Origin of the sequence: Polaribacter dokdonensis (assembly GCF_024362345.1) — a bacterium.
Taxonomy (GTDB): Bacteria; Bacteroidota; Bacteroidia; order Flavobacteriales; family Flavobacteriaceae; genus Polaribacter; species Polaribacter dokdonensis.
Map to the genome: position 1 here is coordinate 2,876,562 of NZ_CP101505.1, position 24,308 is coordinate 2,900,869.

Sequence of the window (24,308 nt, forward strand, 5' to 3'; positions counted from 1 at the left end):
TTTAATTGAAAAAACGCTCTACAGTTCCTATAGCTTCAGGTAAACAGAATACGATTACCTTATCTCCACTTTGAATTTGCATGTCTCCAAAAGACATTAAAGCATTACCATCTCTAATAACTCCTCCAAAAACAGCTTCTCTTGGAAAACGCAAGTCTCTAATTGGGTGTTTGGTTACTTTGGCATTTGGTCTTACTTCAAACTCAAAAACTTCTGCATCAATATTGTGTAAGTTTGCTAATTCTAGGATTTCACCTTTTCTAATGTGCTTAAAAATATTACTAGCAGCAATTAGTTTTTTATTGATTAGTGACTGAATACCAATGGTTTGTGAAATGTCTATATAATCCATATTCTCTACAAGAGCTATGGTTTTTTTAACCCCTTTAGATTTTGCTACTAGGCAAGACATAATATTCGTCTCTGAATTACCTGTAACAGCAATAAACGCGTCAGTTTCTCTAATATTTTCTTCTTCTAATAATTCTAAATCACGACCATCTCCATTGATAACTAAAGTATCACATAAGGTTTCTGCCAGCATTTCTGCTTTCTCTCTATTTTTTTCGATCAACTTTACTTTAAAGTTATCTTCACAAAGGCTTCTAGCTGTTTTTTCTCCAATACTACTACCTCCTAAAATAAGAACGTTTTTAATATCGAATTGCTTTTTACCAATAATTGGGTATAAATCTTCCATACTATAATTTGGTACAGAAAAATACACTTGATCATCTATTTGATAGGTGGTGTCACCTCTAGGAATAATAGTTTGAGCAACGTTTTCACGTTTAATAGCAATGGTTATAAAATCTACATTAGAAAACTTCTGTTTCGCTTCTTTTACAGTTAAATCTACTAAAGGTGATTTGTAAGATAACTCAGTACCCATCACATTAAATAAACCACTTTCAAAAGCAACAGTATCGTTAAATGAAGATTGATTCAGTAATAATTTAATTTCATTAGCCGCCAATTCTTGAGGCGATATCATAAAATCTAAACCAAACTTAGAAAAATCTACTTCACAGTCATTTAAAAACTCAGGATTGTCAATTCTTGCAATTGTTTTTTTAGCCCCTAAAGATTTACCAATAACAGAAATAGTAAAATTAGTGTTTTGGCTATCTGTTACAGCAATAAGAAGGTCTGCAGAATCAATACCAATTTCTTTTAATAACTTAATAGAAGTAGCATCTCCTTTCTGAGTAATTACGTCTAAATGATTATTAATGTAGTTTAATTTTTCGCCATCAAAGTCGATGATATAAGTGTCTTGAGATTCGTAAGAAAGTAATTTTGCTAAATGAAAACCTACATCTCCAGCACCTGCTATTATAATCTTCATATAAAAAATAGATATCTGCTGCAAAGATACAAAAGTCTCTAAACACTTCTTTTAAAAAGATTTTTCTTTTTTAAAAGGGCATTTTTGGTATTTTTAGAAAAAATTGATGAATGGAAAAACTAACCATAAAAAGTTGGGCTTTAGATGATAGACCTCGTGAAAAACTATTAGCTAAAGGCAAAACAGCTTTATCTGATGCAGAACTCATTGCTATTTTAATTGGTTCTGGAAATAGGCAAGAAAGTGCAGTTGCCTTATCTAAACGAATTTTACAAACGGTTGATGGTAACATAAACGAACTTGCCAAACTCTCTGTAGAAAAGCTCTCTACCTTTAAAGGAATAGGAGGAGCCAAAGCAATTTCGATAATTACAGCTTTAGAATTAGGTAAAAGAAGACAATTAGAAAGGGCACTAGAGAAACCAAAAATTACCAGTAGCAAAGCAGTATTTGATTTAATGCAACCCATTATTGGAGATTTAGAGCATGAAGAGTTTTGGGTACTATTTTTAAACAATTCAAATAAAGTTTTGGCAAAAAACCAAATCAGTAAAGGAGGATTAAAGGCTACAATAGTAGACGTTAGGTTATTGTTTAAAAGGGCTTTAGAATTGGCATCAGTTGGTATGATTGTGTGTCATAATCATCCATCAGGAAAATTAGAACCAAGCCAAGCAGATAAACAACTTACAGAAAAAATAAAATTAGCTGGCTCAACTTTAGATATAAAACTCTTAGATCATCTTATAATTACCGAAAAATGGTATTTTAGCTTTGCAGATGAAGGGGTGCTTTAAAAAGCATTCTATCCAATTTTAAATGTAGATATGATTTTAATTTACTCACATAAAATAACGCCTAGAGTTCGCTATATTTTTAAACATATAGTAACAAGAACGCTATTGATTCCTGTGAGTTTTACAAGTAAAGTAGAAGAGTTTGTTGCACATAATGGGCCTAAAATTAGTTATACAAAAACGCCTTTAGGAAATGAGTTTTTTATAAAAAGTAACGATTTGTTGTTTGAGCAAGGAGTGAATGATTTAGAGATAATCATTAACAAATGGGATAATGTGCCTTGCTTTTTTGCCACCAATGTAAAATCTTCTATTCCTTTCGATATTTTTGCAGCCAGTTTTTATCTTATTTCACGTTATGAAGAATATTTACCTCATGTAAAAGATATTCATGGAAGGTTCACAGCAGAACAAAGTCTGGCTTTTAAAAAAGGATTTTTAGAAAAACCTGTAGTCGATATTTGGGCATTTAAATTCCTGCAAGTTTTAAAAGAGAATTTTCCAGATTATGAATATAGCAGAAGAAGCTATAATTATATTTCTACTGTAGATATAGACAATGCTTTTGCGTATAAAAACAAAAGTTTTGTGAGAAGTGTAGGTGGTTTTTTAAATGATATATTCAGATTTAGAATTCTAAATGTAATCAGCAGGCTTGCTGTTAATTTAAATATAAAAGCAGACCCTTATAACACCTTCGATCAATTTTTAGCTTTAAAGAAAAAATACAAGGTTAAAACCATTTTCTTTTTCTTAGTTGGCGATTATACCACTTTTGATACCAATGTTTCTGTTGCTAAAAGCAAGTACAGATTGCTTATTAAAGAAATGGTAGATTATGCAAGAGTTGGTCTGCATCCTTCTTATTTTTCGATGCAAAACTCAGCCTTAATAAAAAAAGAAAAAGAACGTTTAGAGGGTATTACAAACACACCACTAAAAAGTTCTAGACAACATTATTTACGTTTTAGTTTACCAGAAACCTATCAACTTTTAATAGATTTAGAAATAGAGGAAGATTATTCAATGGGTTATGCAAGTAATGTAGGTTTTAGAGCTGGTACTTGTACCCCCTTTTATTTTTACGATTTAGATTTTGAAATTCAAACTCCTTTAAAGGTTTTTCCATTTGCTTTAATGGATACCACTTTAAACGATTATATGAAACTTACCCCAAAACAATCTTTGGGTAGAATAAGAGATTTAAGAAATGAGGTAAAAGCTGTAAATGGTACATTTATTACTTTATTTCATAATGAAACTTTAAGCGATTATTTACGTTGGAAAGGTTGGAAACGTTTGTACGAATCTATGCTTAAAATTGCAACATCTTAGATGATTAGGTATTTAGAAAGAACAGCTATAGATGAAGAAAAATATAATCTTTGTATAGAGAAATCTTTACAGAGTAGGCTTTCTGCGTACACTTGGTATTTAGATATTGTTGCAGAAAACTGGTCTGTTTTAGTATTAGAAGATTATAAAGCTGTTATGCCTATTTGTTGGCGTAAAAAAGGTTTTGTAAAATATGTGTATCCACCTTTTTGGGTATTGGAATTAGGTGTTTTTTCAGCTGAAGAGGCTATCGATTTTCAACAGTTTTATAAAGTGTTATTTTCGAAATTTAAATTTGCAGAAAGTAAATTAAATACTTGTAATAATATTCAGCAAAAGACTTCTTTTTTAGTCACTAGGCAAATGCAAATCCTAAATATAAGTGATGATGCTGATAAAATACTAGAGAGTTTTAGAAAGGACAGAAAAAAGGACTTGCAAAAAGCTGAGAAAGCAGAACTACAGGTAAAATGGAATGATGATCCTAAAAAGTTAATACAATTATTTAAGAATAATGTTGGACAAAGAACACCTTTCTTAGTAGAGAAAGACTATTCTAATTTATTACAATTATTAACCATTTGCATTGAAAAAAAAGTAGGAGAGGTGTTGTCTATTTACAATAGTGATAATGATTTGGTAGCTTCAGGATTTTTCTTAAAACATAAAAATACAGTAACAATATTAGTATCTTCTACCGATTTTAATTTTAGAAAAAATGGCGAAAATACATTTCTGATTCATACTGCTATTCAGAAGTATCATAACCAATATCAATTCTTTAATTTTGGAGGTTCTTCTATGGAAAGTATCGCTAATTATTTTTTAAGTTTTGGAGCAAAAACGAAAGAATATCAGCAAATAAAATACAATAATTTACCTAGTTTATTAAAAAAAATTAAGGGTTAGTTTTGTAATTTATTCTCACAGAAATAAATATACCACTGAGAAATAATTTCATTGTAGTCTTTATAACTTCTATTAACATTTAAACCATTTTGTTTTATTTGTAGAAGCATTTGTTTTGTAATTGGTTCGTAATTATTCCAATCGTGTTTTTTTAAGATTTTTGCTTTTAAAGAATCAGTTAAAAGTGGTTTGATTTTATCTTTAATTCGTTGTTTAACTAAATCAGAACTTTTTGGTTGAATTTCATTTTCAAAATTCACTTTGTGTTTTTCAAAGTATTCAGAAGTAAGAACATCATCATAAAACTTTTTCATTTTTTTATACTGAATAGGTAGCTCTTTAAAAAAGTTTAAAAGTTCTAAATCCCAATAAGGAAACCGAACTTCGAAACCAAAATAGAGATAATAGCTGGCTGAATTGAATATGTATTTTGCAATTCTTTCTTTTAGTACATAATCTTCAAAAACTGTTGATGGAATTTTAGTTTCGTATCTTTTATCTATCTTTAGTACATTATTTTCCATCACTTCTTTTAATTTAGATTTTTCAGAATTAGATACTTTAAAATTATTTAGTTTAATATTTAAAATAGCATCAGCTATTTTTTCTGTTTTAAGATTTGTAGAAACTTTATTGTACTCACTACCACCTAAAAAATCGCCAGCAAAACCTGGTACAACAATAGAATCATTAGGAACATTAAGTTCCTCTTTTAAATACTTTACAGCGAAATATTCTTGTAAATATGGCATAGATGAATATTTGCCAGCAAAATGAGCATATTCTAAAAATTCGTTTGTTTCTAAAAAATTTGCAATTAATTCAGTAGAGTACTCAATAAAGAACCACTTATATCCTAGTTGTTTGGCTGTTTTTTTAGAATTCTCTACCTCAAAATTTTGTTTTCTACCATAAGTAAAGCAAATTACGTTTTTGTAGTTGTGTTTTTTCAGAAATACAGCTAACAATCTAGAATCGAAACCACCACTTAAAGGTAGTAAAATAGTTTTGTTATTTATAGATTTTAGAAAACGTAGAAAGGTGCTCTCTATTGTTTGAATAGCCTCAGATTTTAGTTTTTTAAAACTATTTGAACTTTCTTTTTTAATAGAATAATGAAATAAAAATTGATTATTTAATATGTTGATTTTATTAAATATGAGGTATTTACTAGCTTCTAATTGAAAAATATTTTTTAAAAGAGTTTTGTTACAATGAGTATGATTAGATGCTTTAAATTCTAACTTTGAAAGTTTATCAAATTGATTGGTTTTAATTTTTGATTTCAAAAGTTGAATATCATCGCTAACAAATAGAATGTCATTTTTAATTGTATAAAATAAAGGAAAAAGTCTAGTAACATCACAAACCATTTCTAAATGGTCTCCTTCAGAAATTAATATAGTAAAAACACCATTTAAGCGTTCAAAAATATCTTTTCTGTTATTATGTGTTAGATTCTTATCTAAATAATTTAACGCTTCCTCTTTTTCATAGAAAACATCATCAACATAAAAATAACCTTTTACAGCTATAGATTTTGAGCTATACCATTTGAAACCGAGGTTAAACTTTAAGTAAATATTTTTATTGGTAAGCAATCTTTTTTTCTTTTGATGTTTGCAGTAGATAGATAAAGATAACAATATTAAAAATCATGCCTACTATAGAAAATAAGGCTAAAGCTATAATAATATTATTATAAAAATAGTAACCACTAAATAATGCTAAAAATCGAAATACAAGTAAAGTAAGGTCTAAAACAACCATTGTTTTTTGCTTGTTTAAAATCAATATTAATGAGTTTAAAGGATTGCTTAAAAAAGCAAAAAATAACCATGGAATTAAAATCCTTGCATATAAACCAACATTTGTCCAACCTTCTCCAAAAAGGAATTCTAAGTAAAATGATAAGATTAATAAAGGACTAAAAATTACTACACTAATTACCAATAGGTGCTTGGCAGTTTTTAAAACAAGTTCGTATAAATTTCCTTGGTCATTATAGATTTTGGTTGCTTTATTAAAAAACACTTGGTTAACAGATTGTTGTACAACACCAATAGGTGCTCTCATAAACTTTACTGCTAAACCATAAATTCCTGAACTGGTTAAGCCAAAATATTTTGTAATCAATAAAACAGGCAATTCATTAGAGAGGTTATTGGTAAGGTTAATGATAGAATTAAAAATAGGAATGTCTTTATACTTTTTTGCCAACAAAATCATCTTAGAGAGAGATACCTTTTTAGATAAAACTTGTATACTATTAAAAGATGTTTTTAGTAAATACACCAATTGTAATAAGTGACCCAAAAGCATTCCAGGTATCAACCCAATAGTGGCATAGGTTGAATATCCAGTTGCTATTTGTGTGGCACTCATAGTAGATGATTTTACCAAAAGACCTTTAGATATGGCTTTAAAATTATCATTTCTATTATTCCAATAATCGAAATTAGAAATTAATCCAAATAGAAAAACATTCAATGGTAGTAAGTAAATAAAGCTTGATAGAGATGATATATTAAAAAATGCTAAGATTTCAATTTTAAAAATTACGATGATGAACAATAAAAGAAAGCAATACAAAATTAAGATCAATGTAGAAAAAGCAAATAAATTAATAGCATCTTCATCCTTTTTAGGTAAAACAATCGAAAATTCGAATTGTAAGGTAGCCAAAGGTTTTAGAATTATTGTGGCTGAAGAGAAGAGTACATAAATACCAAACAGCTCTGCAGAAAATAATCTAGTAAGTAATAAAATAGAGGCATAAATAACAACCTGACTTAAAGCAGAGCCCGTAATTAATGTCAAAACATTTTTTACAAACTCTTTTTTTAAAAAAGAAAATAGTTGCATATTACTTACCTAAATAGTGTATTCAAATATAAAGGAAAATGGCAAAGATAGAGCACGTATTTTTTGATTTAGATCACACACTTTGGGATTTTGAAAAAAATTCTGACTTGGCGTTTCAAAAAGTGTTTGAAAAACAAAACATAACAATTGATTTAGATAAGTTTTTAGAAGTCTACAAACCTTTGAACTTAGAGTTCTGGAGATTGTACAGAGAAGAAAAAATTACAAAGAGTGAGCTTAGATATTCTAGACTAAAAAATACTTTTGACGCTATCGATTTTGAAATTTCTGATGAGGTAATAGATATGATCGCAATTGAATACATCGATTTTCTGCCCCATTTTAATCATTTATTTGATGGTACTTTCGAAATACTAGATTACCTAAAAGACAAGTATAACTTGCATATTATAACCAATGGATTTGAGGAAATTCAAGCTAAAAAGATGGAATCTTCTAAAATTTTAGATTATTTTGATGTTATTGTAACCTCAGAATCTGTAGGGGTTAAAAAGCCAAATCCTAGAGTTTTTGAATTTGCTTTAGAGAAAGCAAACGCAAATGCCAATAATTCAATTATGATTGGAGATAGTATTGAAGCAGATATCTATGGAGCAATTAATTCTGGAATAAAAGCAATTCATTGTAATTTTGAGAAAGAGGCTATTGAAAATTCAGATTTTGAAAGTATTACAGCACTGCATGAATTAAAGCAATATCTATAATTGTAATTACGTTAAGACTTAAACATTTAATTATGAAAAATATACTTAGGTTAAGTATAATTTGCTGTTTGCTGGTATTCAACTCTTGTTATGAAGAGTTAGATTTTGATCAAATTAATGATTATGTATACAAGCCAGTAATTACATCTTCACTAACTTTCTTCTCAGTAGTTCCAGGTCAGTTTTTTAATGCTGCAGGTGTTCAAGAAACGAGTATCACATCAGAATCAGATTTTAGAGTTTTCGAAGATTCTTTTGTAAAGAATGATATTGTTAAGATAGATTTTAATACGCTAATTAAAAACGAGTTTGATAGAGATGTTACTATTGATGTTTCTTTCTTAGATGATAATAATACACTTTTATATCAATTTGCATCCATTGTAATTCCTGCAGGTGATTTAGAAAATACATTTACAGAGGAGGTTTTTATTAGTACAAATCCTGCAATTGTAAATACAACCAAAGTAAGAATTAGAGCAGAGTTAGAAGATACAGGTGCAAGTATGAATCCTAATGATACTAGCGAGTTTGAGTTTAAATCTTCAGTAACACTTTATATAGAATCAGAACTTTAATATGAAAAAACTTATTAACCTAGTTCTGTTTTTTATTGTGTTCCAAACCTTAGCTCAGAACAAACAGATTCTTTATAATTTTGCAGAACTACCACAAACTTTGCTGTTAAACCCTGCTTCAGAGGTGAACTATAAATTTCATGCTGGTGTGCCTTTGTTATCTGGAATATCATCAGACTTTGGATCGAAAGGAGTGGTATTGTCTGATATTTTTGCCAATGATAATCGCTCTATTAATGATAAAATTGCTGAAGCCATTGGTAATTTGTCTTATAGAGATTTTACCAAAATAAATACACAGATAGAAATTCTAAACGCAGGTTTTAGGCTAAAGGATGATTACTATTTAAGTTTTGGTTTTTATCAGGAATTAGATGCAATAGGGTATTACCCTAAAGATGCATTAGATTTTATTAGTGAAGGTAATGCACCTCATATAAATAGAGCTTTTAGCGCAGCAGGTATAAGGTATAAAGCAGATTTTTTAGGAGTCTTGCATGCAGGTATCTCTAAAAAAGTAGACGATAAATTAACAATAGGAGGTAGGTTTAAAATTTATTCTTCTGCCTTAAATGTAGAATCGAATAACAATACAGGTTTATTTACAACAACTGGTGGAACTAATAATATATACACCCACTATCTTACAGACGTAAACTTAAAGTTTAAAACATCTGGTTTAATAGAAAATAATGAATACATCACAGATGTTAATTCTTATCTTAAAAATACATTTTTTGGCAGTAACTTAGGTTTGGGTATAGATGTAGGAGTAACCTATAGAATTACTCCACAATTGGAGTTTTCAGGAAGTATTTTAGATCTTGGTTTTATCAATCATAAGAAGAATACTAAGAACACAAGTATTACAGGAAATTTTGTTTTTGAAGGAGTTGCATTAGAATTTGATAACGATAATAATTTTGAAAATTGGGATGAAATAGATCAGCGATTTCAAGATGAAATTCCAATTACAGATGATTTTGAATCTTATATTTCTTGGAGGCCAACAAAATTGAATCTAGCCTTAAAATATAGTTTTGGGGATTATAGAAGTAAAATCTGTTATGACAATACCTATAAAAATTTCTATACAGATGCAATTGGTGTGCAATTATATAATGTGTTTAGACCATTAAGTTCACAATTAGCTTTAACAGGTTTTTACGAAAAAGCAATCACCAATAAAATTCATACTAAGGTTACTTATACTGTAGATGATTTTTCTTACTCCAATATTGGAGCAGGTTTATCTATTCAGTTAGGTAGCTTTAATTTTTATGGATTGGTAGATAATTTATTAGAATATGGAGATTTGTCTTCTACAAATAGCGCTTCTTTTCAATTAGGATTTAACTTAATATTCAATTAAAATGATAAAAAAAATACTTTTTACTTTACTGCTTGGTGTGACAATGTGTATGCAGAGTCAGCAAAGTAATCTAGAGAAGTACCAATATATTATTGTACCAAATCAATTTGATTTTGTTAATACTGCAGATGCTTATCAAACTAGTTCTCTCACAAAATTCTTACTACAGAAAAATGGCTTTCCTGTTTATTTGAGTAATGAAAGTATTTCAGATTCATTATCAGAAAATAAATGTGCAGCCTTAATAGTAACTATAAAAGATGATTCTTCTATGTTACAAACTAAAAGTTATTTCGAAGCTAAAGATTGCTTTGGTAAAGTAATTTATACTTCTGGAGTAGGTAAGAGCAAGTTTAAAGATTATAAGAAAGCCTATCATGAAAGTATAAGAAAGGCGCATAAAAGCATGACTGATTTTAAATACAGTTATATAGATGTTGGTTTGATAAAGAGTAAAAATAAGGATGTAGTTGCTGCCAATATCTCTGATGAAGCATATGAGATAACCATGAAGAGTAACAAACTAGCTAAAGAATTGAAGAAACAAAAGGTTGATAAAAAGGTAAAATCGGAATTAACTACAGATGTTCTTTATGCACAACCCATAATTAATGGTTTTCAATTGGTAAGTTCGAAACCAGAAATTGTTTATACTTTATTAAGAACCAGTAAAAGCAATGTATTTATCCTTAAAAATGAAAAAGGGATTGTATATGAAAAAGGAGGTAAGTGGATTGTAGAATACTATAAAGCATCAAACTTAATTCAAGAAGAACTACAGATAAAATTTTAGTAGTTGTACTTATTTTTCCAGCGCTTTTTTAGAATCTCATTAAACTGATTTTCTCTGGCATTATTTCCTGGTTCGTATAATTTAGTGCCAGCTATTTCTTCAGGTAAAAATTCTTGTTCAGTAAAATTATTAGGATAATCATGTGAGTACTTATAACTTTTACCATAATCTAAATCTTTCATTAGTTTGGTAGGAGCATTTCTTAAATGAAGAGGTACAGACAAATCTCCAGTAGTTTTTACCAAGCTTTGTGCTTTATTTATGGCTAAATAAGAAGCATTACTTTTTGCTGAATTGGCTAGATAGACCACACATTGACTTAAAATAATTCTAGATTCTGGATTACCAATAACAGCCACTGCCTGAAATGTATTATTTGCCAAAATTAATGCTGTAGGATTTGCATTTCCAATATCTTCAGAAGCTAAAATTAGTAATCTTCGTGCAATAAATTTTACATCTTCACCACCTTCAATCATTCTTGCTAAATAATATACAGCTGCATTAGGGTCACTACCTCTTATAGATTTAATAAAAGCTGAAATAATGTCATAATGTTGTTCACCAGTTTTATCATATCTAGCTGTGTTCTGCTGAATTTTTTCTAAGACATAGTCGTTGGTAATTTCTACAGTTTCTTCTGCAGATACCAAGAGTTCAAAAATATTTAATAATTTTCGAGCATCTCCTCCAGAAACACGCAATAATGCATCAGTTTCTGTGAGTTTTATCTTTTTTGTAGCTAGAATGTCATCTTTCTGAATTGCGCGTTTTAGAAGCGCTATTAAGTCGTTTTTATCGAATGAATTTAAAATATAAACCTGACATCTAGATAAAAGTGCAGGTATTACTTCCAAACTAGGATTTTCTGTAGTTGCTCCTATTAAAGTAACCCATCCTTTTTCTACGGCACCTAATAAAGAATCTTGTTGCGATTTACTAAATCTATGTATTTCATCAATAAATAGGATAGGATTTTTGGCAGTAAATAATCCCCCACTTTTTTTAGCTTTTTCTATAACTTCTCTTACATCTTTTACTCCAGAACTTATGGCACTTAAAGTGTAAAAAGGTCTATTAGATACTGTAGCAATAATATTAGCTAATGTGGTTTTCCCTATTCCTGGAGGTCCCCATAGAATAAGAGATGGAATAATACCTTGTTTTATAAGATTCGTTAATACACCTTTTGGCCCAACTAAATGTTGCTGACTAATGTAATCCTCTAAAGTTTTAGGTCTTATTCTTTCTGCCAAAGGTTCATTCATAGGACAAAAATACAAAGATTTATGACAGAAGTTGTCAAATTATAATTTGGTTAGGTTTTTGTATATTTTGGCATATGCAAGAAGCTGATTTACAAAATAAAACTTCTCCTTTTATAGTGCCTTCAATGTATATTCTATTGATTTGGGGAATATATGCAGTTGAAATTAAGTATGGTTTTAATTTAAATAAGTATGGAGTATTTCCTAGAACAATAGAAGGCTTAAGAGGAATAGTGTTTACTCATTTTTTGCACAGTAATACAAGTCACTTATTTAACAATTCCATTCCCTTGTTTGTACTATTAAGTAGTTTGTTCTACTTCTATAAAGATATTGACTTTAAAATTTTAATAATAGGAGGTTTATTAACAGGTTTTGCTACTTGGCTAATAGCAAGAGATTCTTATCATATAGGTGCAAGTGGAATCGTTTATTTACTTTTTAGCTTTGTCTTTTTCAGCGGTATTATTCGAAAGCACTATAGGTTAGTTGCGTTATCCTTTATTGTAATTTTTCTTTATGGTAGTATGATTTGGTATGTGTTTCCCATAAAAGATGGTATGTCTTGGGAAGGTCATTTATCTGGTTTTCTAGTTGGTTTGATATTAGCTTTTATTTACCGAAAAAATGGTTTAGTAAAAAAAGATTATGAGTTTAGTACAACAGAGTTTGATTTGTTGTTTGATGAAAATGGCAATCTAATTCAAACTGAAGAATCTTATGAAAATTTTGATGTTAAAGATTAATACTTCTTTGCCTCACAGTTTCGTATAAAAATACACCACAAGCTACAGATACGTTTAAAGATTCGATACTACCCAATAAAGGTAGTTTTGCCTTATAATCTACCATTTTTAAAACTGATGGGTTAACACCTCTATGTTCAGAGCCCATAATTACTGCTATTGGTTGATTAAAGTTTACATCGTAGATAGAACTTTCTGTTTTCTCGGTAGCTGCAACTGTTTTAATATTAGATGCTTGTAAAATGAAGAGTGCATCTTTGATATGATCTACCTTACAAATAGGCATTTTAAAAGCTGCTCCTGCAGAGGTTTTTATAGTTTCTGCATTTACAGGAGCACTTCCATTTTTTTGGATTATGATACCATTAACTCCAGTACATTCTGCAGTTCTAATAATTGCTCCAAAGTTCCTTACATCAGACAACTGATCTAATATTAAGAAGAATGGAACTTTATTAGCTTCTAGTGTGTCATCTAACAATGTTTCTAGGTCGTAGAAATCTATAGGAGATATTTGTGCTACAGCTCCTTGGTGGTTGCTGTTTTTAGATAATCTGTTCAATTTTTCTACAGGTACAGTGCTTGTAGCAATTTTAGAATCTTTAATTAGTTTATCTAACTCATAATATAAACTTCCTCTTAAGCCTTTTTGTAAGTAAATTTTATTAATTGTAGATCCGCTTTCTATTGCTTCAATAATTGCTCTTAATCCGAAAATGTTAGTAGTCTCTGTCAAAGTATTTTATTTAAATAAAAAAATCGTAATCAATATGATTACGATTTTTAAAATATTGTAATGTTTTGTTTAGTTTACAACAAATGTACTAGATGTACCAGCACCATAAGCACCACTAGTTTGGAATACTTGTACTCCGTTAACAGTGATTTCAAATGCTCCAGCTCCATCTCCATATTGATCAAAAATATCAACTCTATAGTTACCATTTGTTAAACATGCAGCATCTCTTTGAGTTCCGCTTAAACCAGCATACCCACCATAAGCAGGAGAAGAATTGTTAGCCATTGCTGTTGCTCCAGTATCTGTGTTTACTATTCTCCAGTAAACTTCTTCTGGATAAGCATCTAATACTACAGCTACTTTAGCTTTACCCTGACCAGCAGGACAACCTTTAGCTACGTTTAAAGAAATTCCATCACCAACAATTACGTTTTCGCTAGCAACCATTTCTATATTTAAAGTTTTATCAACAATAATATCTAAGTCATTTTCATTAAACGTTAAGTTTAATACTGCCTCGTTAGAGTTTGCAGGAATAGTAATTGAAGTAGGCATTGTATAAGAGGCAGCTGAAATAGTACCAGTTGCAGTTAAATCAATAGTTCTATCTTCTCCTGTAATATTCGCAGAGTAAATGCTAATAGATTTGTTAAAAGTTTCTCCAGGTGTTACAGTTACATCAGTAGCAAAGTAAGACTCGAAAGAAGCATAAGGTGTTCCAGGCGCTTCAACATCTTCCTCACAACTTGTGAATAATGCAATACTTAAGAAAATTAAAGTGTAAAGTTTTATTTGTTTCATTTTTTAGGCATTTAAAATGAGAATAGGAGACTTTTACATCTCCTATTCAATATTAATTAATTATTAGTTATTCTGAGTAGAGATGAATGGGTTAAATTGAATCTCTCCTTCTGGAATTTCAAAAGTCATTCTCTCATCGTTATAAGGAATTGTAGTACCTACAAAAGATAAGTGGTTAGATCCTCTTGTAACTGAAGCTTTGTTTCTTTTTAAAGCTAAATAACTTTTTCCTTCACCCCATAACTCAATTCTAGTTTGTAAGTGAATTTCGTTCTTCAATTGTTGTCCTGATAATCCATCAATGTAAGATGCATCTGGTACTCTTTGACTAACGATAGCTTTTAATTCTGTTCTAGCCTGAGCATCGTTTCCAGAGAAAGCAGCATATTCTGCAGCTAATAAATGCATTTCAGCAACTCTCATGTATACATAATCATCTTGTACAATTCTAGTTACACCATAACGTGTTCTAGCAGCATTGTAAAATTTGTTTAATGGCATTAAGTGAGTATATGCACCTGGGTTATCTACAAATTGATCCTTTCTAAAGTCATTTGCAGGAATCGCGTCATATAAGTTTTGATCCATAGATTTAGCATCTCCGAATGCAGGGTAACTGTATGCGAAATAATCCATTTGACCCCACCATGAAACTAATCCTAAACCAATTTCATCATTTAAGTCAACACCCCACATCCATCCTGGAGTATTTACATTTGTAAATCCACCAGTAATTTCTGAAGAACTCATTAAAGTATATCCAGTCATAGCAGCTTTTGCCATGTTGTATGCTTTAGTGTAATCTGTACCTCTTGCACCTAATACATAAGCATAAATACCTTGAGCAACTTGTTTGTTGATTTCAGTTTTATTAGATCTTGAATAGCCGTCTAAATAAGAGATAGCTTCAGTTAAATCTTGCTCCATTAAGTCATATATTTCAGAAGCAGCTACTTTAGGACCATTTAAGTCTGTTGCACTTCTATAGATAGGTAGAATTTCTTCTGCTCCATCATATTCTTTTTGGAAATACTGAGCTAAGTAAAAGTAAGAATGAGCACGTAAAGCTTTTGCTTGACCCATAATTGCTTTGTTTGCTGCACTTTCTGGTACAACATCTGTTCCTCCTAAACCATCAATTACTTCGTTACAACCTCTTACAATTCTGAAGTAGTGTCTCCAAACTTGTCTGTTGTCACCAAATGTAAAGTCTAATGGTGCTTGATATTCAGTAATAGAAGCTCTATACCATCCGTAAGTACTTGTACTTAGGGCCATATCACTTGATAACATATCACCAAAAATATCATAAGCCTTCTGTCCAAAGTCATCATGTCCTGATGTACCTCCAGAACCGAAAGTAAATGTTAAAGTATAAACACCACCCATTAATGCTCCTGTTACTTCAGGATCAATATTAGATGCCTGCTCTAATTGAGCAGATGTTAAAGAAGCTGACCCTTCAAGGGCTGGCTTCTCTAGAAAATCGTCTCCACAGCTCACTGTTGATATCGCTAATGCAGAGAGTAATCCGAATTTAATTAATTTATTCATGTTTTTTTAAATTTAAATTTTATTATTAAAATTTCACTCTAACACCTAATGTCATTGTAGTCATTGGTGCATATAATCTTCGACCAGAGTTTCCTGACTCACTTGTGCTTGGTAGGAAACCTTGACGTGCAGTAGCATTAAATAAGTTATCTGCAGAGAACCAAATATTCACTGTTTGTACAGATATTTTATCTAAATATTGTTTTGGTATGTTATATCCGATATTTACGTTGTTTAATGCAATGAAATCTGTTGATGTAATAAATCTAGTTGAAGTAGAAGTACCGTTTACAATCGCGTTATCTGTTAAAGCAGGAACATCAGTAATGTCTCCTGGGTTTTGCCATCTGTTAGCTATATCTTTGTGGTAATTGTTACCTACTGCTCCAAAACGATCAGACATTAATTCTGCGTATTGAGCATCGTAAGCGTAACCTCCTAAACTATAAGTAAACTGAGTTCCAAAGTTAAAGTTACCTAATTTACCAGATAAACGGAAAGCACCTCTTACATCAGCAATTGCAGATTTATCTGCATATACATCAGATGCATCAGAATAAGTCTTTGTTACAGTCTTCTTGATGTTTGCACCAGGAACTTTAATTTGGTATTCTACGATAGAACCAGTGTTATTGATTACTGCAGGATCTGCAGGAACCCAAGATCCACTAGAGTATGAAGATGGCTCACCAGCGTCTAAAACACCGTTGTTGTTAACATCATCATAGTATTGGTACCACATTGGAGCACCATCAGCAGGATCTACACCAGCCCACTCTCTCATATAGAAGTCAAAGATTGATCTTCCTTCTGATCTTGCATAAAAACCACTTGGAGTTAATAATTGAGGCTCGTTAGTAGCTGGATCTAATGGCATAGTTAAGATTTCGTTATTTACGATTTCACCATTAACAGATAAATCTAAAGTAAAATCTTTGTTGTCCACTAAATGTCCAGTAATATCAAATTCTAAACCAGAGTTAACTAATTCACCATCATTTACTGTAATTGAAGAGATACCTTGAGAAGGACCTACAAAACGGTTAAAGATTAAGTTATCAGTTAATTTATTATAGTAATCTAAATTTACATCTAAATATTTACCAAAGCTCATTTCAGCACCAACTTGGAACTGGTTTGTAGTTTCCCAAGTTAAATCTGGGTTACCATTTGCACCTGGAGCTAAAGAAATACTTCCTCCTAAGTTACCACCGTTAAATGTATTGTATCCTGAGAAGAATCCAACACCAGCTTGATCACCAGTAATACCATAAGATGCTTTTAATTTTAAATAGCTTATGAAACTGTCTTGTAAAAAGTCTTCGTTACTTACAATCCAAGAAGCACCTACAGAACCAAAAGTTCCCCATTTGTCATTCACGAATCTTGAAGATCCATCCGCTCTTACAGAAGCAGAGAAGTAATACTTTTGATCAAAGTTGTAGTTAAACTGGCTAAAGTAAGACTCAATAGTAAATCCACTTGTAGAACCAGAAGGTAAACCTAAACTAGACTGAAAGTTGTCTAAATCATATAAGAATGGACTAATTTGTAATCCTTTAGAAGCAGAAGCAAAATTTTGCTCAAAGTCATTACTTTCATGGGCTACTAAAGCATCAAATGAATGATTTCCCCAAGTATTGTTATACTTAATGATTTGTAAAATATTTTGTGTTAAACTAGAAAAGTCATTGATTGTAATGTCTCCACTTGTTGCTTGACCACCACCATAAAATTTATTTGTGTAGTCTCTGTTCTTTTGTGTAGCATATTGTACACCATATCTAATTTCAGCAGATAAATTGTCAGTAAATTTGAAAGTAGCTGAGAAGTTACCATTCATTTCATGACGATCAGTTCCGTTAAAATCATATTTTGCAGATCCAATTGGGTTTAATCCATTTGCATTTGGTCTATCTCTAAAACCAGATAAAGAACCATAATCATATTGGAATCCTCCATAAAATAAATCTGGTACTAATTCAGCGTTATCGTCTCTTAAAAATACAGGGAAGATAGGCGCCATTTTATCAGCAAATTCGAATACGTTTTCAGAACCAGCAATTTGACCATTTGCAATATTTTCTGAATATGCATAACCAATGTTACTGTTTAACTTTAACCATGGTTTAACATCACTAGTTAAGTTTAAACGAGTAGTATATCTCTTGAAACTAGTGTTAATTGAATATCCGTTATCATCTAAGTAACCAAAAGAAGCAAAATATCTAGTATCTTGATTTCCTCCACCCATTCTTAAGTTTGTTTCAGTTCTAATCGCTGAATCAAATGCAACATCTGCATATCTTAAAGGAGTGTATTTTCTTGTAACTCCTGGACGAACTGTACCTGTTGTTGGATCGATTAAATCTGCACCACTTGTTACATTCCACATGTTGTATCCTGGAGCAACGTAGTTACCTGTAAATAAATTTGCATTTGCAAATGCTACTGGATCAGGGTTTCCTGTTACAACTCCTCTGTTCTTAATACCTTCCCAAACATAACCAATATATTCTTCAGGGTTAGTAACAACATCATATCTTGGAATTAATTGATCGTTAACACCTGTTTTGATATCTACCTCAATATATGAGTTTGAAGCACTACCACCTTTAGTAGTAATTAATACAACACCATTTGCACCTCTAGAACCGTAAATTGCAGTTGCAGTTGCATCTTTTAAGATCGTTGTACTAGCAATGTCACTTGGGTTAATAGAATTGATACTACCAGAAAAAGGCACACCATCAACAACGTATAATGGAGCTCTGTTACCATTTACAGACCCATAACCTCTAATTCTAATTGCACCTACAGTACCTGGTTGTCCAGAACTGTTAATTACAGTTACCCCTGCAACCTCACCTGTTAAGGCTTGAGACACATTAGAGAAGTTTTTTACTTCTAATTGCTCTTGTTTTACAACTGCAGCTGTACCAACGAAAGCTTGTTTTGTTGAAGTACCATAACCTACAACAACAATCTCATCTAAAACATTTGCATCTTCTGCTAACTTTACGTTAATAACGTTAGAAGATCCAACTGTTCTTTCACTTGCTTTGTACCCTAAGTATCTAAATACTAAAACATCTCCTGTTTTAGCTTGGATAGAATACTTACCGTCAAAATCAGTTTCTGTACCTTTAGTACTTCCTTTAATTATAACACTAACTCCTGGTAAACTTCCTGATTCATCAGAAACCGTACCTGAAACAGTCTTTTCTTGTGCAAAGGATATTTGCACGACAAACGCTAGTAATAGCGTTAAAATTCCATTAAACTTTGTCTTCATTGTATAATTATTTGAATTAATTAATGCCAAAAGTCTTAAATAAAACTTAAAAAAACAATTTTTTAACAATAATTTCTTTAAAATAATTTCATTATCTCAGTTATAGACGAAATGTTTTCAATATCCTTTCATTTAATACAGATATTTGTATTTGTTATTTTATTAAGATCCTTTTAAATGATTGGGTAAAGTGCTGTAAATGAAATTTGTATAGCTGTTCTTGATGGTTGAAAATTTCTTTTTTGGTTTAAAAAAATTTGTTGGTGATGTTTTAAATCTTTTGAATTAATGTTTACAATTAACGGAAGAATTGATGTGGTTGATAAAAATTTAACACAATGTTAAAAATAATTTATCCAACTAATTAAAAATTTTGTGTTTTGTAATTCAAGTTTTGATGAATCGAATTTACCAGTAGCTAATGCTAAATTGATGGTGTATTTATCATTGCCAAATAAATATCCAAAACCTAAACCTATAAGAGATTTGTAATTGTTTTCTTGTTTGTAGCCTCCTATGTCTGTTATAGTGTATAGGTAAGAATTTTGGTTAGTTATGAAGCGATATTCAAAATTGAAAAAGGAAAATTGCTTTGCAAATATGCTTTGTTCGTTAAATCCTCTTATGGAGTTTGCGCCCCCAATTCTTAATAACTCATTAGTTAAGTAGTTTTTAGATTCCAACAATCCTGTTTTATTGCGAATATAAAATTGATTTCTTTGATTGAATTTGATTAAGAAAGATAATGAGCTTTTGAAATTATATTGTTGAAACGATTGATTATCGCTTTTTCTTGATCCTATTCCAGTGGATATTGAAAAACTCAATTCATTGTAAATGGTTTTCTCTTTAAGATTGTTGTAGTCATAATTTAATCCTATAAAATAATTATCATATTCTTTTATATCGTTGGTTATTGATTCTAGGTTTTCGGAGTTTTCTATTGAGTAAAAAGCAGAAACACTATTCTTATCATTTAAATTATATGATAAAGATGTTTTGAAATTGATATTTGTAAAAGAGCTATCTTGTCTATATAAGGAGAATGCAATTTGTGGAGTAATATTACTCTTAAATATATATGGTATGCTCGTTGATAATTTAAACTCTTGCCTTTCTTGGCCAATTCTATTCCAAAATAATTTAAATTGTTCACCGGAATTAAGAATATTGTTTAATTCTAGGTCTATATTTCCATTTAAAAGAAAGTCTCCATTTTCTTCTGTGGCAAAATTCACTAAGGCATCTAAACTGTTATTTTGATTTTTTCTTAGGTATATATATAGGATAGTCGAGTCTTTGGTGAATAATATTTCTGGTTCTTTAATTTGATCTATAAAACTTAATCTTTTAGTTAGATTTGATGTTCTTTTAATTAAGTCTTCATTAAAAATATCGCCTTTCTTTATTCTTAAATACATTTTAAGGTATACTTGCGAGAATTGCTCATAACCTCTTATGGTTATTTTATCTATTGTCCTTTTTTTAGACTCCTTGATTACTAACAATCCAAATAGTTCATCTTTATTAAGTATAATGTTATTTATTTCTACAGAAGAAAATGATTTACCCTGTTTGTCTAGTTTAGAAGTAATGCTGGAAAGTAGTTTGTCTAGATTTTCAATGGGGATTTTTATTTTGTTGTTTTTTAATTTGTTCTTGTTAAAGTAAACAAGATAGGATGGTTTTATTTCTAAAATTATAGATGTAATTTTTTCTTTTAATGAAAAATATGCTTTAACTTTTCTATTAGTATAAATTATACTGTCTACTGTGTTTAGGAAGTATCCCCTTTTTTTTAGCTGGTTTGTTACTCTTGTAATCTCATTTTCTATCGATGTTGAATCTTTGTGTTTATTCGGATAATTAATTTCAGATAAAACAATGTTTTCTTTCTTAACTTTTGAAAGTAATTTTAATTCAAAATCCTGGCTATTAATTTCAGTTATATTATATAGTATGAATACAATAGTGATAAGAAAAGCAAGTTTTGTGTTTGAATTCATGATTTATTGAAGAGTACTTTTCAAAAGTAAATGTTTTGTTTTAAACAACTCAAAAAAATGATTTTTAAAAAATAACTTACTGATATTTGAATAATTAGAAATTAATCGTACATTTGCGGACTCTTAAAAAAGAGCAGAGTTTAATTATAAACGAAAAACAGTAATTATTTAGTATGCCAACTATTCAACAATTAGTTCGTAAAGGAAGAACCAAAATAACTAAGAAGAGTAAATCGGCTGCTTTGCAGGGAAGTCCTCAAAGACGTGGAGTTTGTACACGTGTTTACACTACAACACCAAAGAAACCTAATTCAGCAATGCGTAAAGTTGCCAGAGTTAGATTAACAAATGGTAATGAGATAAACGCATACATTCCAGGTGAGGGTCATAACTTACAAGAGCACTCGATAGTATTAGTTAGAGGTGGAAGGGTAAAAGATTTACCAGGTGTTAAATATCACGTGGTACGTGGAGCATTAGATACAGCAGGTGTTGAGGGTAGAACTCAACGTAGGTCTAAGTATGGTGCAAAACGCCCAAAAAAGTAAAATTAGTAACTTTTTTAATGTAAAACATGAGAAAAAGAGCAGCAAAAAAAAGAGTCTTATTACCAGATCCAAAATTTAATGATCAGTTAGTAACACGTTTCGTGAATAACTTAATGTGGAGTGGTAAGAAGTCAGTAGCATTCAAAGTATTTTATGATGCGTTAGATATCGTAGAAGAAAGAAAAGGAGAAGGTGAGGAGAAATCTGCCTTAGAGATTTGGAAAGATGGTTTATCTAATGTTATGCCTCACGTAGAAGTTCGTTCAAGACGAGTTGGTGGAGCAACATTTCAGATACCAATGCAAATTAGACCAGACAGAAAAGTGTCTATGGCAATTAAATGGATGATTTTATATACTCGTAAGAGAAATGAAAAAACCATGGCACAGCGTTTAGCAGCTGAAATTTTAGCTGCGGCTAAAGAAGAAGGTGCTGCTGTTAAGAAAAGAGTAGATACTCATAAAATGGCAGAAGCAAACAAAGCATTCTCACACTTTAGATTTTAATAGAAATGGCTAGAGATTTAAAATATACAAGAAATATTGGTATTGCAGCACACATTGATGCTGGTAAGACAACAACTACAGAGCGTGTATTGTATTATACAGGGGTTTCTCATAAGATTGGAGAAGTTCATGATGGTGCAGCTACTATGGACTGGATGGAGCAAGAGCAAGAAAGAGGTATTACAATTACTTCTGCTGCTACAACTTGTACTTGGCAGTTTCCATTAGAAAACGCTGAGCCAACACCAGAAACAAAAGGATATCATTTTAATATTATTGATACTCCTGGTCACGTAGATTTTACTGTTGAGGTAAATAGATCATTACGTGTATTAGATGGTTTGGTTTTCTTGTTTTCTGCTGTTGATGGTGTAGAGCCGCAATCAGAAACAAACTGGAGATTAGCTGATAACTATAAAGTTCCAAGAATTGGGTTCGTTAACAAAATGGATCGACAAGGTTCTGACTTTTTAGGTGTTTGTCAGCAAGTAAAAGATATGTTAAAATCTAATGCTGTACCAATCGTTTTAAACATTGGTGAAGAGGATGATTTTAAAGGAATTATTGATTTAGTAAAAAATCGTGCTATTGTATGGCATGATCATACTCAAGGAGCAACTTTCGATGTTATCGAAATTCCTGAGGAGTTAAAAGCTGAAGCAAAAAAATATAGAGCTTTATTAATTGAAGAAGTAGCAAGTTACGATGAGAACTTACTAGAAAAATTCATGGAGGATGAAGATTCTATTACAGAAGAAGAAGTGCATGCTGCATTAAGAGCTGCTGTTATGGATATGGCTATCATACCTATGATTTGTGGTTCAGCATTCAAAAATAAAGGTGTTCAGTTCTTATTAGATGCTGTTTGTCGTTATTTACCTTCTCCTACAGATAAAGAAGGTATTGTGGGTGTTAACCCAGATACAGATGAGCAAGAATTACGTAAGCCAGATGTAAAAGAGCCTTTTGCTGCTTTAGCATTTAAGATTGCTACAGATCCTTTTGTAGGTCGTTTAGCATTTTTTAGAGCTTATTCAGGTCGTTTAGATGCTGGTTCTTATGTTTTAAATAACAGATCTAACAAGAAAGAGCGTATTTCACGTATTTATCAAATGCATGCTAATAAGCAAAATGCAATTGACTTTATTGAGGCTGGAGATATTGGTGCTGCTGTAGGTTTTAAATCTATTAAAACAGGAGATACTTTATCTGATGAAAAGCATCCTATTGTTTTAGAATCTATGGATTTTCCAGATCCAGTAATAGGTATCGCTGTTGAGCCAAAAACTAAAGCGGACGTGGATAAGTTAGGTATTGGTTTAGGTAAATTAGCAGAAGAAGATCCTACGTTTACAGTAAGAACAGATGAAGCTTCAGGTCAGACAATTATTTCTGGTATGGGTGAATTACACTTAGACGTAATTGTAGATCGTTTAAAGCGTGAATTTAAGGTTGAAGTTAATCAAGGACAACCACAAGTAGAGTATAAAGAAGCTATTACAGCATCTGCAGATCACAGAGAGGTTTATAAAAAACAATCTGGAGGACGTGGAAAATTTGCTGATATCGTATTTACTATGGAGCCTGCAGATGAAGGTGTTCAAGGATTACAGTTTGAGTCTATTATTAAAGGTGGTAACGTTCCTAAAGAATTTGTTCCTTCTGTAGAAAAAGGATTCAAAGAAGCTATGAGAAATGGTCCTTTAGCTGGTTATGAGATGGACTCTATGAAGGTTACTTTAAAGGATGGATCATTCCATGCAGTGGATTCAGATCAACTATCTTTTGAGTTAGCTGCAAAATTAGGATTTAAAGCTGCTGCAAAAGCTGCAAAAGCGAAAATCATGGAGCCGTTAATGAAGTTAGAAGTATTAACTCCAGAGGAAAACATGGGAGATATTGTTGGTGATCTTAACAGAAGAAGAGGTCAAGTAAATGATATGTCAGATAGAGCTGGTGCTAAAGTTGTAAAAGCTGTAGTTCCATTATCAGAAATGTTTGGTTATGTTACTGCTTTAAGAACAATGTCTTCAGGTAGAGCAACATCAACAATGGAATTTTCTCACTATGCAGAAACTCCTTCTAATATTTCAGAAGAAGTAATAGCTGCTGCTAAAGGATAA

Annotated in this window: 20 protein-coding genes; 11 read left to right on the forward strand and 9 right to left on the reverse strand. The window is 30.9% G+C overall.

Features of this window, described 5'->3' with window-relative positions:
• Position 1 precedes the first annotated feature (1 nt).
• Entirely contained in the window at positions 2 to 1,348 is a 1,347-nt protein-coding gene (gene trkA / locus LPB302_RS12865) for a Trk system potassium transporter TrkA (RefSeq protein ID WP_053973168.1), read from the reverse strand.
• A gap of 110 nt (positions 1,349 to 1,458) precedes the next feature.
• Here trkA and radC point away from each other — a divergent pair, with 110 nt between their 5' ends.
• Genes radC through LPB302_RS12880 form a run of 3 tightly spaced genes read left to right on the forward strand, consistent with a single transcriptional unit; the run spans position 1,459 to position 4,389 of the window.
• Positions 1,459 to 2,145 carry a RadC family protein gene (gene radC, locus LPB302_RS12870; protein ID WP_053973167.1) on the forward strand — a complete coding sequence of 229 codons (687 nt, stop codon included), beginning with the start codon at positions 1,459 to 1,461 and terminating at the stop codon, positions 2,143 to 2,145.
• A gap of 30 nt (positions 2,146 to 2,175) precedes the next feature.
• On the forward strand, positions 2,176 to 3,480 hold the full coding sequence (locus LPB302_RS12875) for a polysaccharide deacetylase family protein (RefSeq protein WP_053973166.1): 1,305 nt from the start codon (positions 2,176 to 2,178) through the stop codon (positions 3,478 to 3,480).
• The gene (locus tag LPB302_RS12880) at positions 3,481 to 4,389 is read left to right on the forward strand and encodes a GNAT family N-acetyltransferase (RefSeq protein ID WP_053973165.1); all 909 of its coding nucleotides are present in this window, start codon (positions 3,481 to 3,483) and stop codon (positions 4,387 to 4,389) included.
• Here LPB302_RS12880 and LPB302_RS12885 read toward each other — a convergent pair.
• The gene (locus tag LPB302_RS12885; protein ID WP_053975262.1) at positions 4,386 to 5,990 is read right to left on the reverse strand and encodes an asparagine synthase family protein; all 1,605 of its coding nucleotides are present in this window, start codon (positions 5,988 to 5,990) and stop codon (positions 4,386 to 4,388) included. The genes LPB302_RS12880 and LPB302_RS12885 overlap by 4 nt on opposite strands.
• Positions 5,977 to 7,209 (reverse strand): lipopolysaccharide biosynthesis protein, encoded by a 1,233-nt coding sequence (locus LPB302_RS12890; RefSeq protein WP_231658696.1) that lies wholly within the window; start codon positions 7,207 to 7,209, stop codon positions 5,977 to 5,979. Before LPB302_RS12890 ends, LPB302_RS12885 begins: the two co-directional genes overlap by 14 nt.
• 83 nt (positions 7,210 to 7,292) lie before the next feature.
• Between LPB302_RS12890 and LPB302_RS12895 the strand changes: the two genes are divergently transcribed.
• Genes LPB302_RS12895 through LPB302_RS12910 form a run of 4 tightly spaced genes read left to right on the forward strand, consistent with a single transcriptional unit; the run spans position 7,293 to position 10,722 of the window.
• Positions 7,293 to 7,979 (forward strand): YjjG family noncanonical pyrimidine nucleotidase, encoded by a 687-nt coding sequence (locus LPB302_RS12895; RefSeq protein WP_053973163.1) that lies wholly within the window; start codon positions 7,293 to 7,295, stop codon positions 7,977 to 7,979.
• Between the two features lie 32 nt (positions 7,980 to 8,011).
• On the forward strand, positions 8,012 to 8,557 hold the full coding sequence (locus tag LPB302_RS12900) for a hypothetical protein (RefSeq protein ID WP_143032690.1): 546 nt from the start codon (positions 8,012 to 8,014) through the stop codon (positions 8,555 to 8,557).
• A gap of 1 nt (position 8,558) precedes the next feature.
• Entirely contained in the window at positions 8,559 to 9,929 is a 1,371-nt protein-coding gene (locus LPB302_RS12905; protein ID WP_053973161.1) for a DUF5723 family protein, read from the forward strand.
• A 49-nt stretch (positions 9,930 to 9,978) separates the two neighbouring features.
• A complete protein-coding gene (locus LPB302_RS12910; RefSeq protein ID WP_197273157.1) occupies positions 9,979 to 10,722 on the forward strand; it encodes a hypothetical protein in 744 nt (247 codons plus the stop codon).
• Here the strand turns inward: LPB302_RS12910 and LPB302_RS12915 are convergent.
• Positions 10,719 to 11,990 (reverse strand): replication-associated recombination protein A, encoded by a 1,272-nt coding sequence (locus tag LPB302_RS12915; RefSeq protein WP_053973159.1) that lies wholly within the window; start codon positions 11,988 to 11,990, stop codon positions 10,719 to 10,721. The genes LPB302_RS12910 and LPB302_RS12915 overlap by 4 nt on opposite strands.
• Positions 11,991 to 12,064: 74 nt before the next feature.
• Here LPB302_RS12915 and LPB302_RS12920 point away from each other — a divergent pair, with 74 nt between their 5' ends.
• Positions 12,065 to 12,736 (forward strand): rhomboid family intramembrane serine protease, encoded by a 672-nt coding sequence (locus LPB302_RS12920; RefSeq protein WP_053973158.1) that lies wholly within the window; start codon positions 12,065 to 12,067, stop codon positions 12,734 to 12,736.
• Here LPB302_RS12920 and rlmB read toward each other — a convergent pair.
• The 5 genes from rlmB to LPB302_RS12945 all read right to left on the reverse strand — a co-directional run bounded on the left by rlmB (position 12,726) and on the right by LPB302_RS12945 (position 21,131).
• Complete coding sequence (gene rlmB, locus LPB302_RS12925; RefSeq protein WP_053973157.1) at positions 12,726 to 13,472, reverse strand: 23S rRNA (guanosine(2251)-2'-O)-methyltransferase RlmB; 747 nt, start codon at positions 13,470 to 13,472, stop codon at positions 12,726 to 12,728. The two genes, LPB302_RS12920 and rlmB, sit on opposite strands and share 11 nt — an antisense overlap.
• 69 nt (positions 13,473 to 13,541) lie before the next feature.
• Entirely contained in the window at positions 13,542 to 14,276 is a 735-nt protein-coding gene (locus LPB302_RS12930; RefSeq protein ID WP_053973156.1) for a hypothetical protein, read from the reverse strand.
• A gap of 63 nt (positions 14,277 to 14,339) precedes the next feature.
• Positions 14,340 to 15,830 (reverse strand): RagB/SusD family nutrient uptake outer membrane protein, encoded by a 1,491-nt coding sequence (locus tag LPB302_RS12935; RefSeq protein WP_053973155.1) that lies wholly within the window; start codon positions 15,828 to 15,830, stop codon positions 14,340 to 14,342.
• A 25-nt stretch (positions 15,831 to 15,855) separates the two neighbouring features.
• A complete protein-coding gene (locus LPB302_RS12940) occupies positions 15,856 to 19,125 on the reverse strand; it encodes a SusC/RagA family TonB-linked outer membrane protein (RefSeq protein ID WP_053973154.1) in 3,270 nt (1,089 codons plus the stop codon).
• Positions 19,126 to 19,466: 341 nt separating this feature from the next.
• Positions 19,467 to 21,131 carry a ShlB/FhaC/HecB family hemolysin secretion/activation protein gene (locus LPB302_RS12945; RefSeq protein ID WP_053973153.1) on the reverse strand — a complete coding sequence of 555 codons (1,665 nt, stop codon included), beginning with the start codon at positions 21,129 to 21,131 and terminating at the stop codon, positions 19,467 to 19,469.
• 173 nt (positions 21,132 to 21,304) lie between these two features.
• Here LPB302_RS12945 and rpsL point away from each other — a divergent pair, with 173 nt between their 5' ends.
• Genes rpsL through fusA form a run of 3 tightly spaced genes read left to right on the forward strand, consistent with a single transcriptional unit; the run spans position 21,305 to position 24,308 of the window.
• Complete coding sequence (rpsL, locus tag LPB302_RS12950) at positions 21,305 to 21,679, forward strand: 30S ribosomal protein S12 (RefSeq protein WP_015482216.1); 375 nt, start codon at positions 21,305 to 21,307, stop codon at positions 21,677 to 21,679.
• Between the two features lie 26 nt (positions 21,680 to 21,705).
• Positions 21,706 to 22,185, forward strand: coding sequence for a 30S ribosomal protein S7 (gene rpsG, locus LPB302_RS12955; protein WP_015482217.1), 480 nt, complete (start codon positions 21,706 to 21,708; stop codon positions 22,183 to 22,185).
• A gap of 5 nt (positions 22,186 to 22,190) precedes the next feature.
• Positions 22,191 to 24,308: an elongation factor G gene (fusA, locus tag LPB302_RS12960; RefSeq protein ID WP_053973152.1), complete on the forward strand. Its 2,118-nt coding sequence runs from the start codon at positions 22,191 to 22,193 to the stop codon at positions 24,306 to 24,308.

Coding starts and splice junctions, on each gene's coding strand:
- LPB302_RS12895 (WP_053973163.1), top strand. CDS start 7,293: ATGGCAAAGATAGAGCACGTATTTTTTGATTTAGATCACACACTTTGG.
- LPB302_RS12880 (WP_053973165.1), top strand. CDS start 3,481: ATGATTAGGTATTTAGAAAGAACAGCTATAGATGAAGAAAAATATAAT.
- LPB302_RS12945 (WP_053973153.1), bottom strand. CDS start 21,131: ATGAATTCAAACACAAAACTTGCTTTTCTTATCACTATTGTATTCATA.
- rpsG (WP_015482217.1), top strand. CDS start 21,706: ATGAGAAAAAGAGCAGCAAAAAAAAGAGTCTTATTACCAGATCCAAAA.
- LPB302_RS12900 (WP_143032690.1), top strand. CDS start 8,012: ATGAAAAATATACTTAGGTTAAGTATAATTTGCTGTTTGCTGGTATTC.
- radC (WP_053973167.1), top strand. CDS start 1,459: ATGGAAAAACTAACCATAAAAAGTTGGGCTTTAGATGATAGACCTCGT.
- rpsL (WP_015482216.1), top strand. CDS start 21,305: ATGCCAACTATTCAACAATTAGTTCGTAAAGGAAGAACCAAAATAACT.
- fusA (WP_053973152.1), top strand. CDS start 22,191: ATGGCTAGAGATTTAAAATATACAAGAAATATTGGTATTGCAGCACAC.
- LPB302_RS12910 (WP_197273157.1), top strand. CDS start 9,979: ATGCAGAGTCAGCAAAGTAATCTAGAGAAGTACCAATATATTATTGTA.
- LPB302_RS12875 (WP_053973166.1), top strand. CDS start 2,176: ATGATTTTAATTTACTCACATAAAATAACGCCTAGAGTTCGCTATATT.
- LPB302_RS12920 (WP_053973158.1), top strand. CDS start 12,065: ATGCAAGAAGCTGATTTACAAAATAAAACTTCTCCTTTTATAGTGCCT.
- LPB302_RS12940 (WP_053973154.1), bottom strand. CDS start 19,125: ATGAAGACAAAGTTTAATGGAATTTTAACGCTATTACTAGCGTTTGTC.
- trkA (WP_053973168.1), bottom strand. CDS start 1,348: ATGAAGATTATAATAGCAGGTGCTGGAGATGTAGGTTTTCATTTAGCA.
- LPB302_RS12935 (WP_053973155.1), bottom strand. CDS start 15,830: ATGAATAAATTAATTAAATTCGGATTACTCTCTGCATTAGCGATATCA.
- LPB302_RS12915 (WP_053973159.1), bottom strand. CDS start 11,990: ATGAATGAACCTTTGGCAGAAAGAATAAGACCTAAAACTTTAGAGGAT.
- LPB302_RS12930 (WP_053973156.1), bottom strand. CDS start 14,276: ATGAAACAAATAAAACTTTACACTTTAATTTTCTTAAGTATTGCATTA.
- LPB302_RS12905 (WP_053973161.1), top strand. CDS start 8,559: ATGAAAAAACTTATTAACCTAGTTCTGTTTTTTATTGTGTTCCAAACC.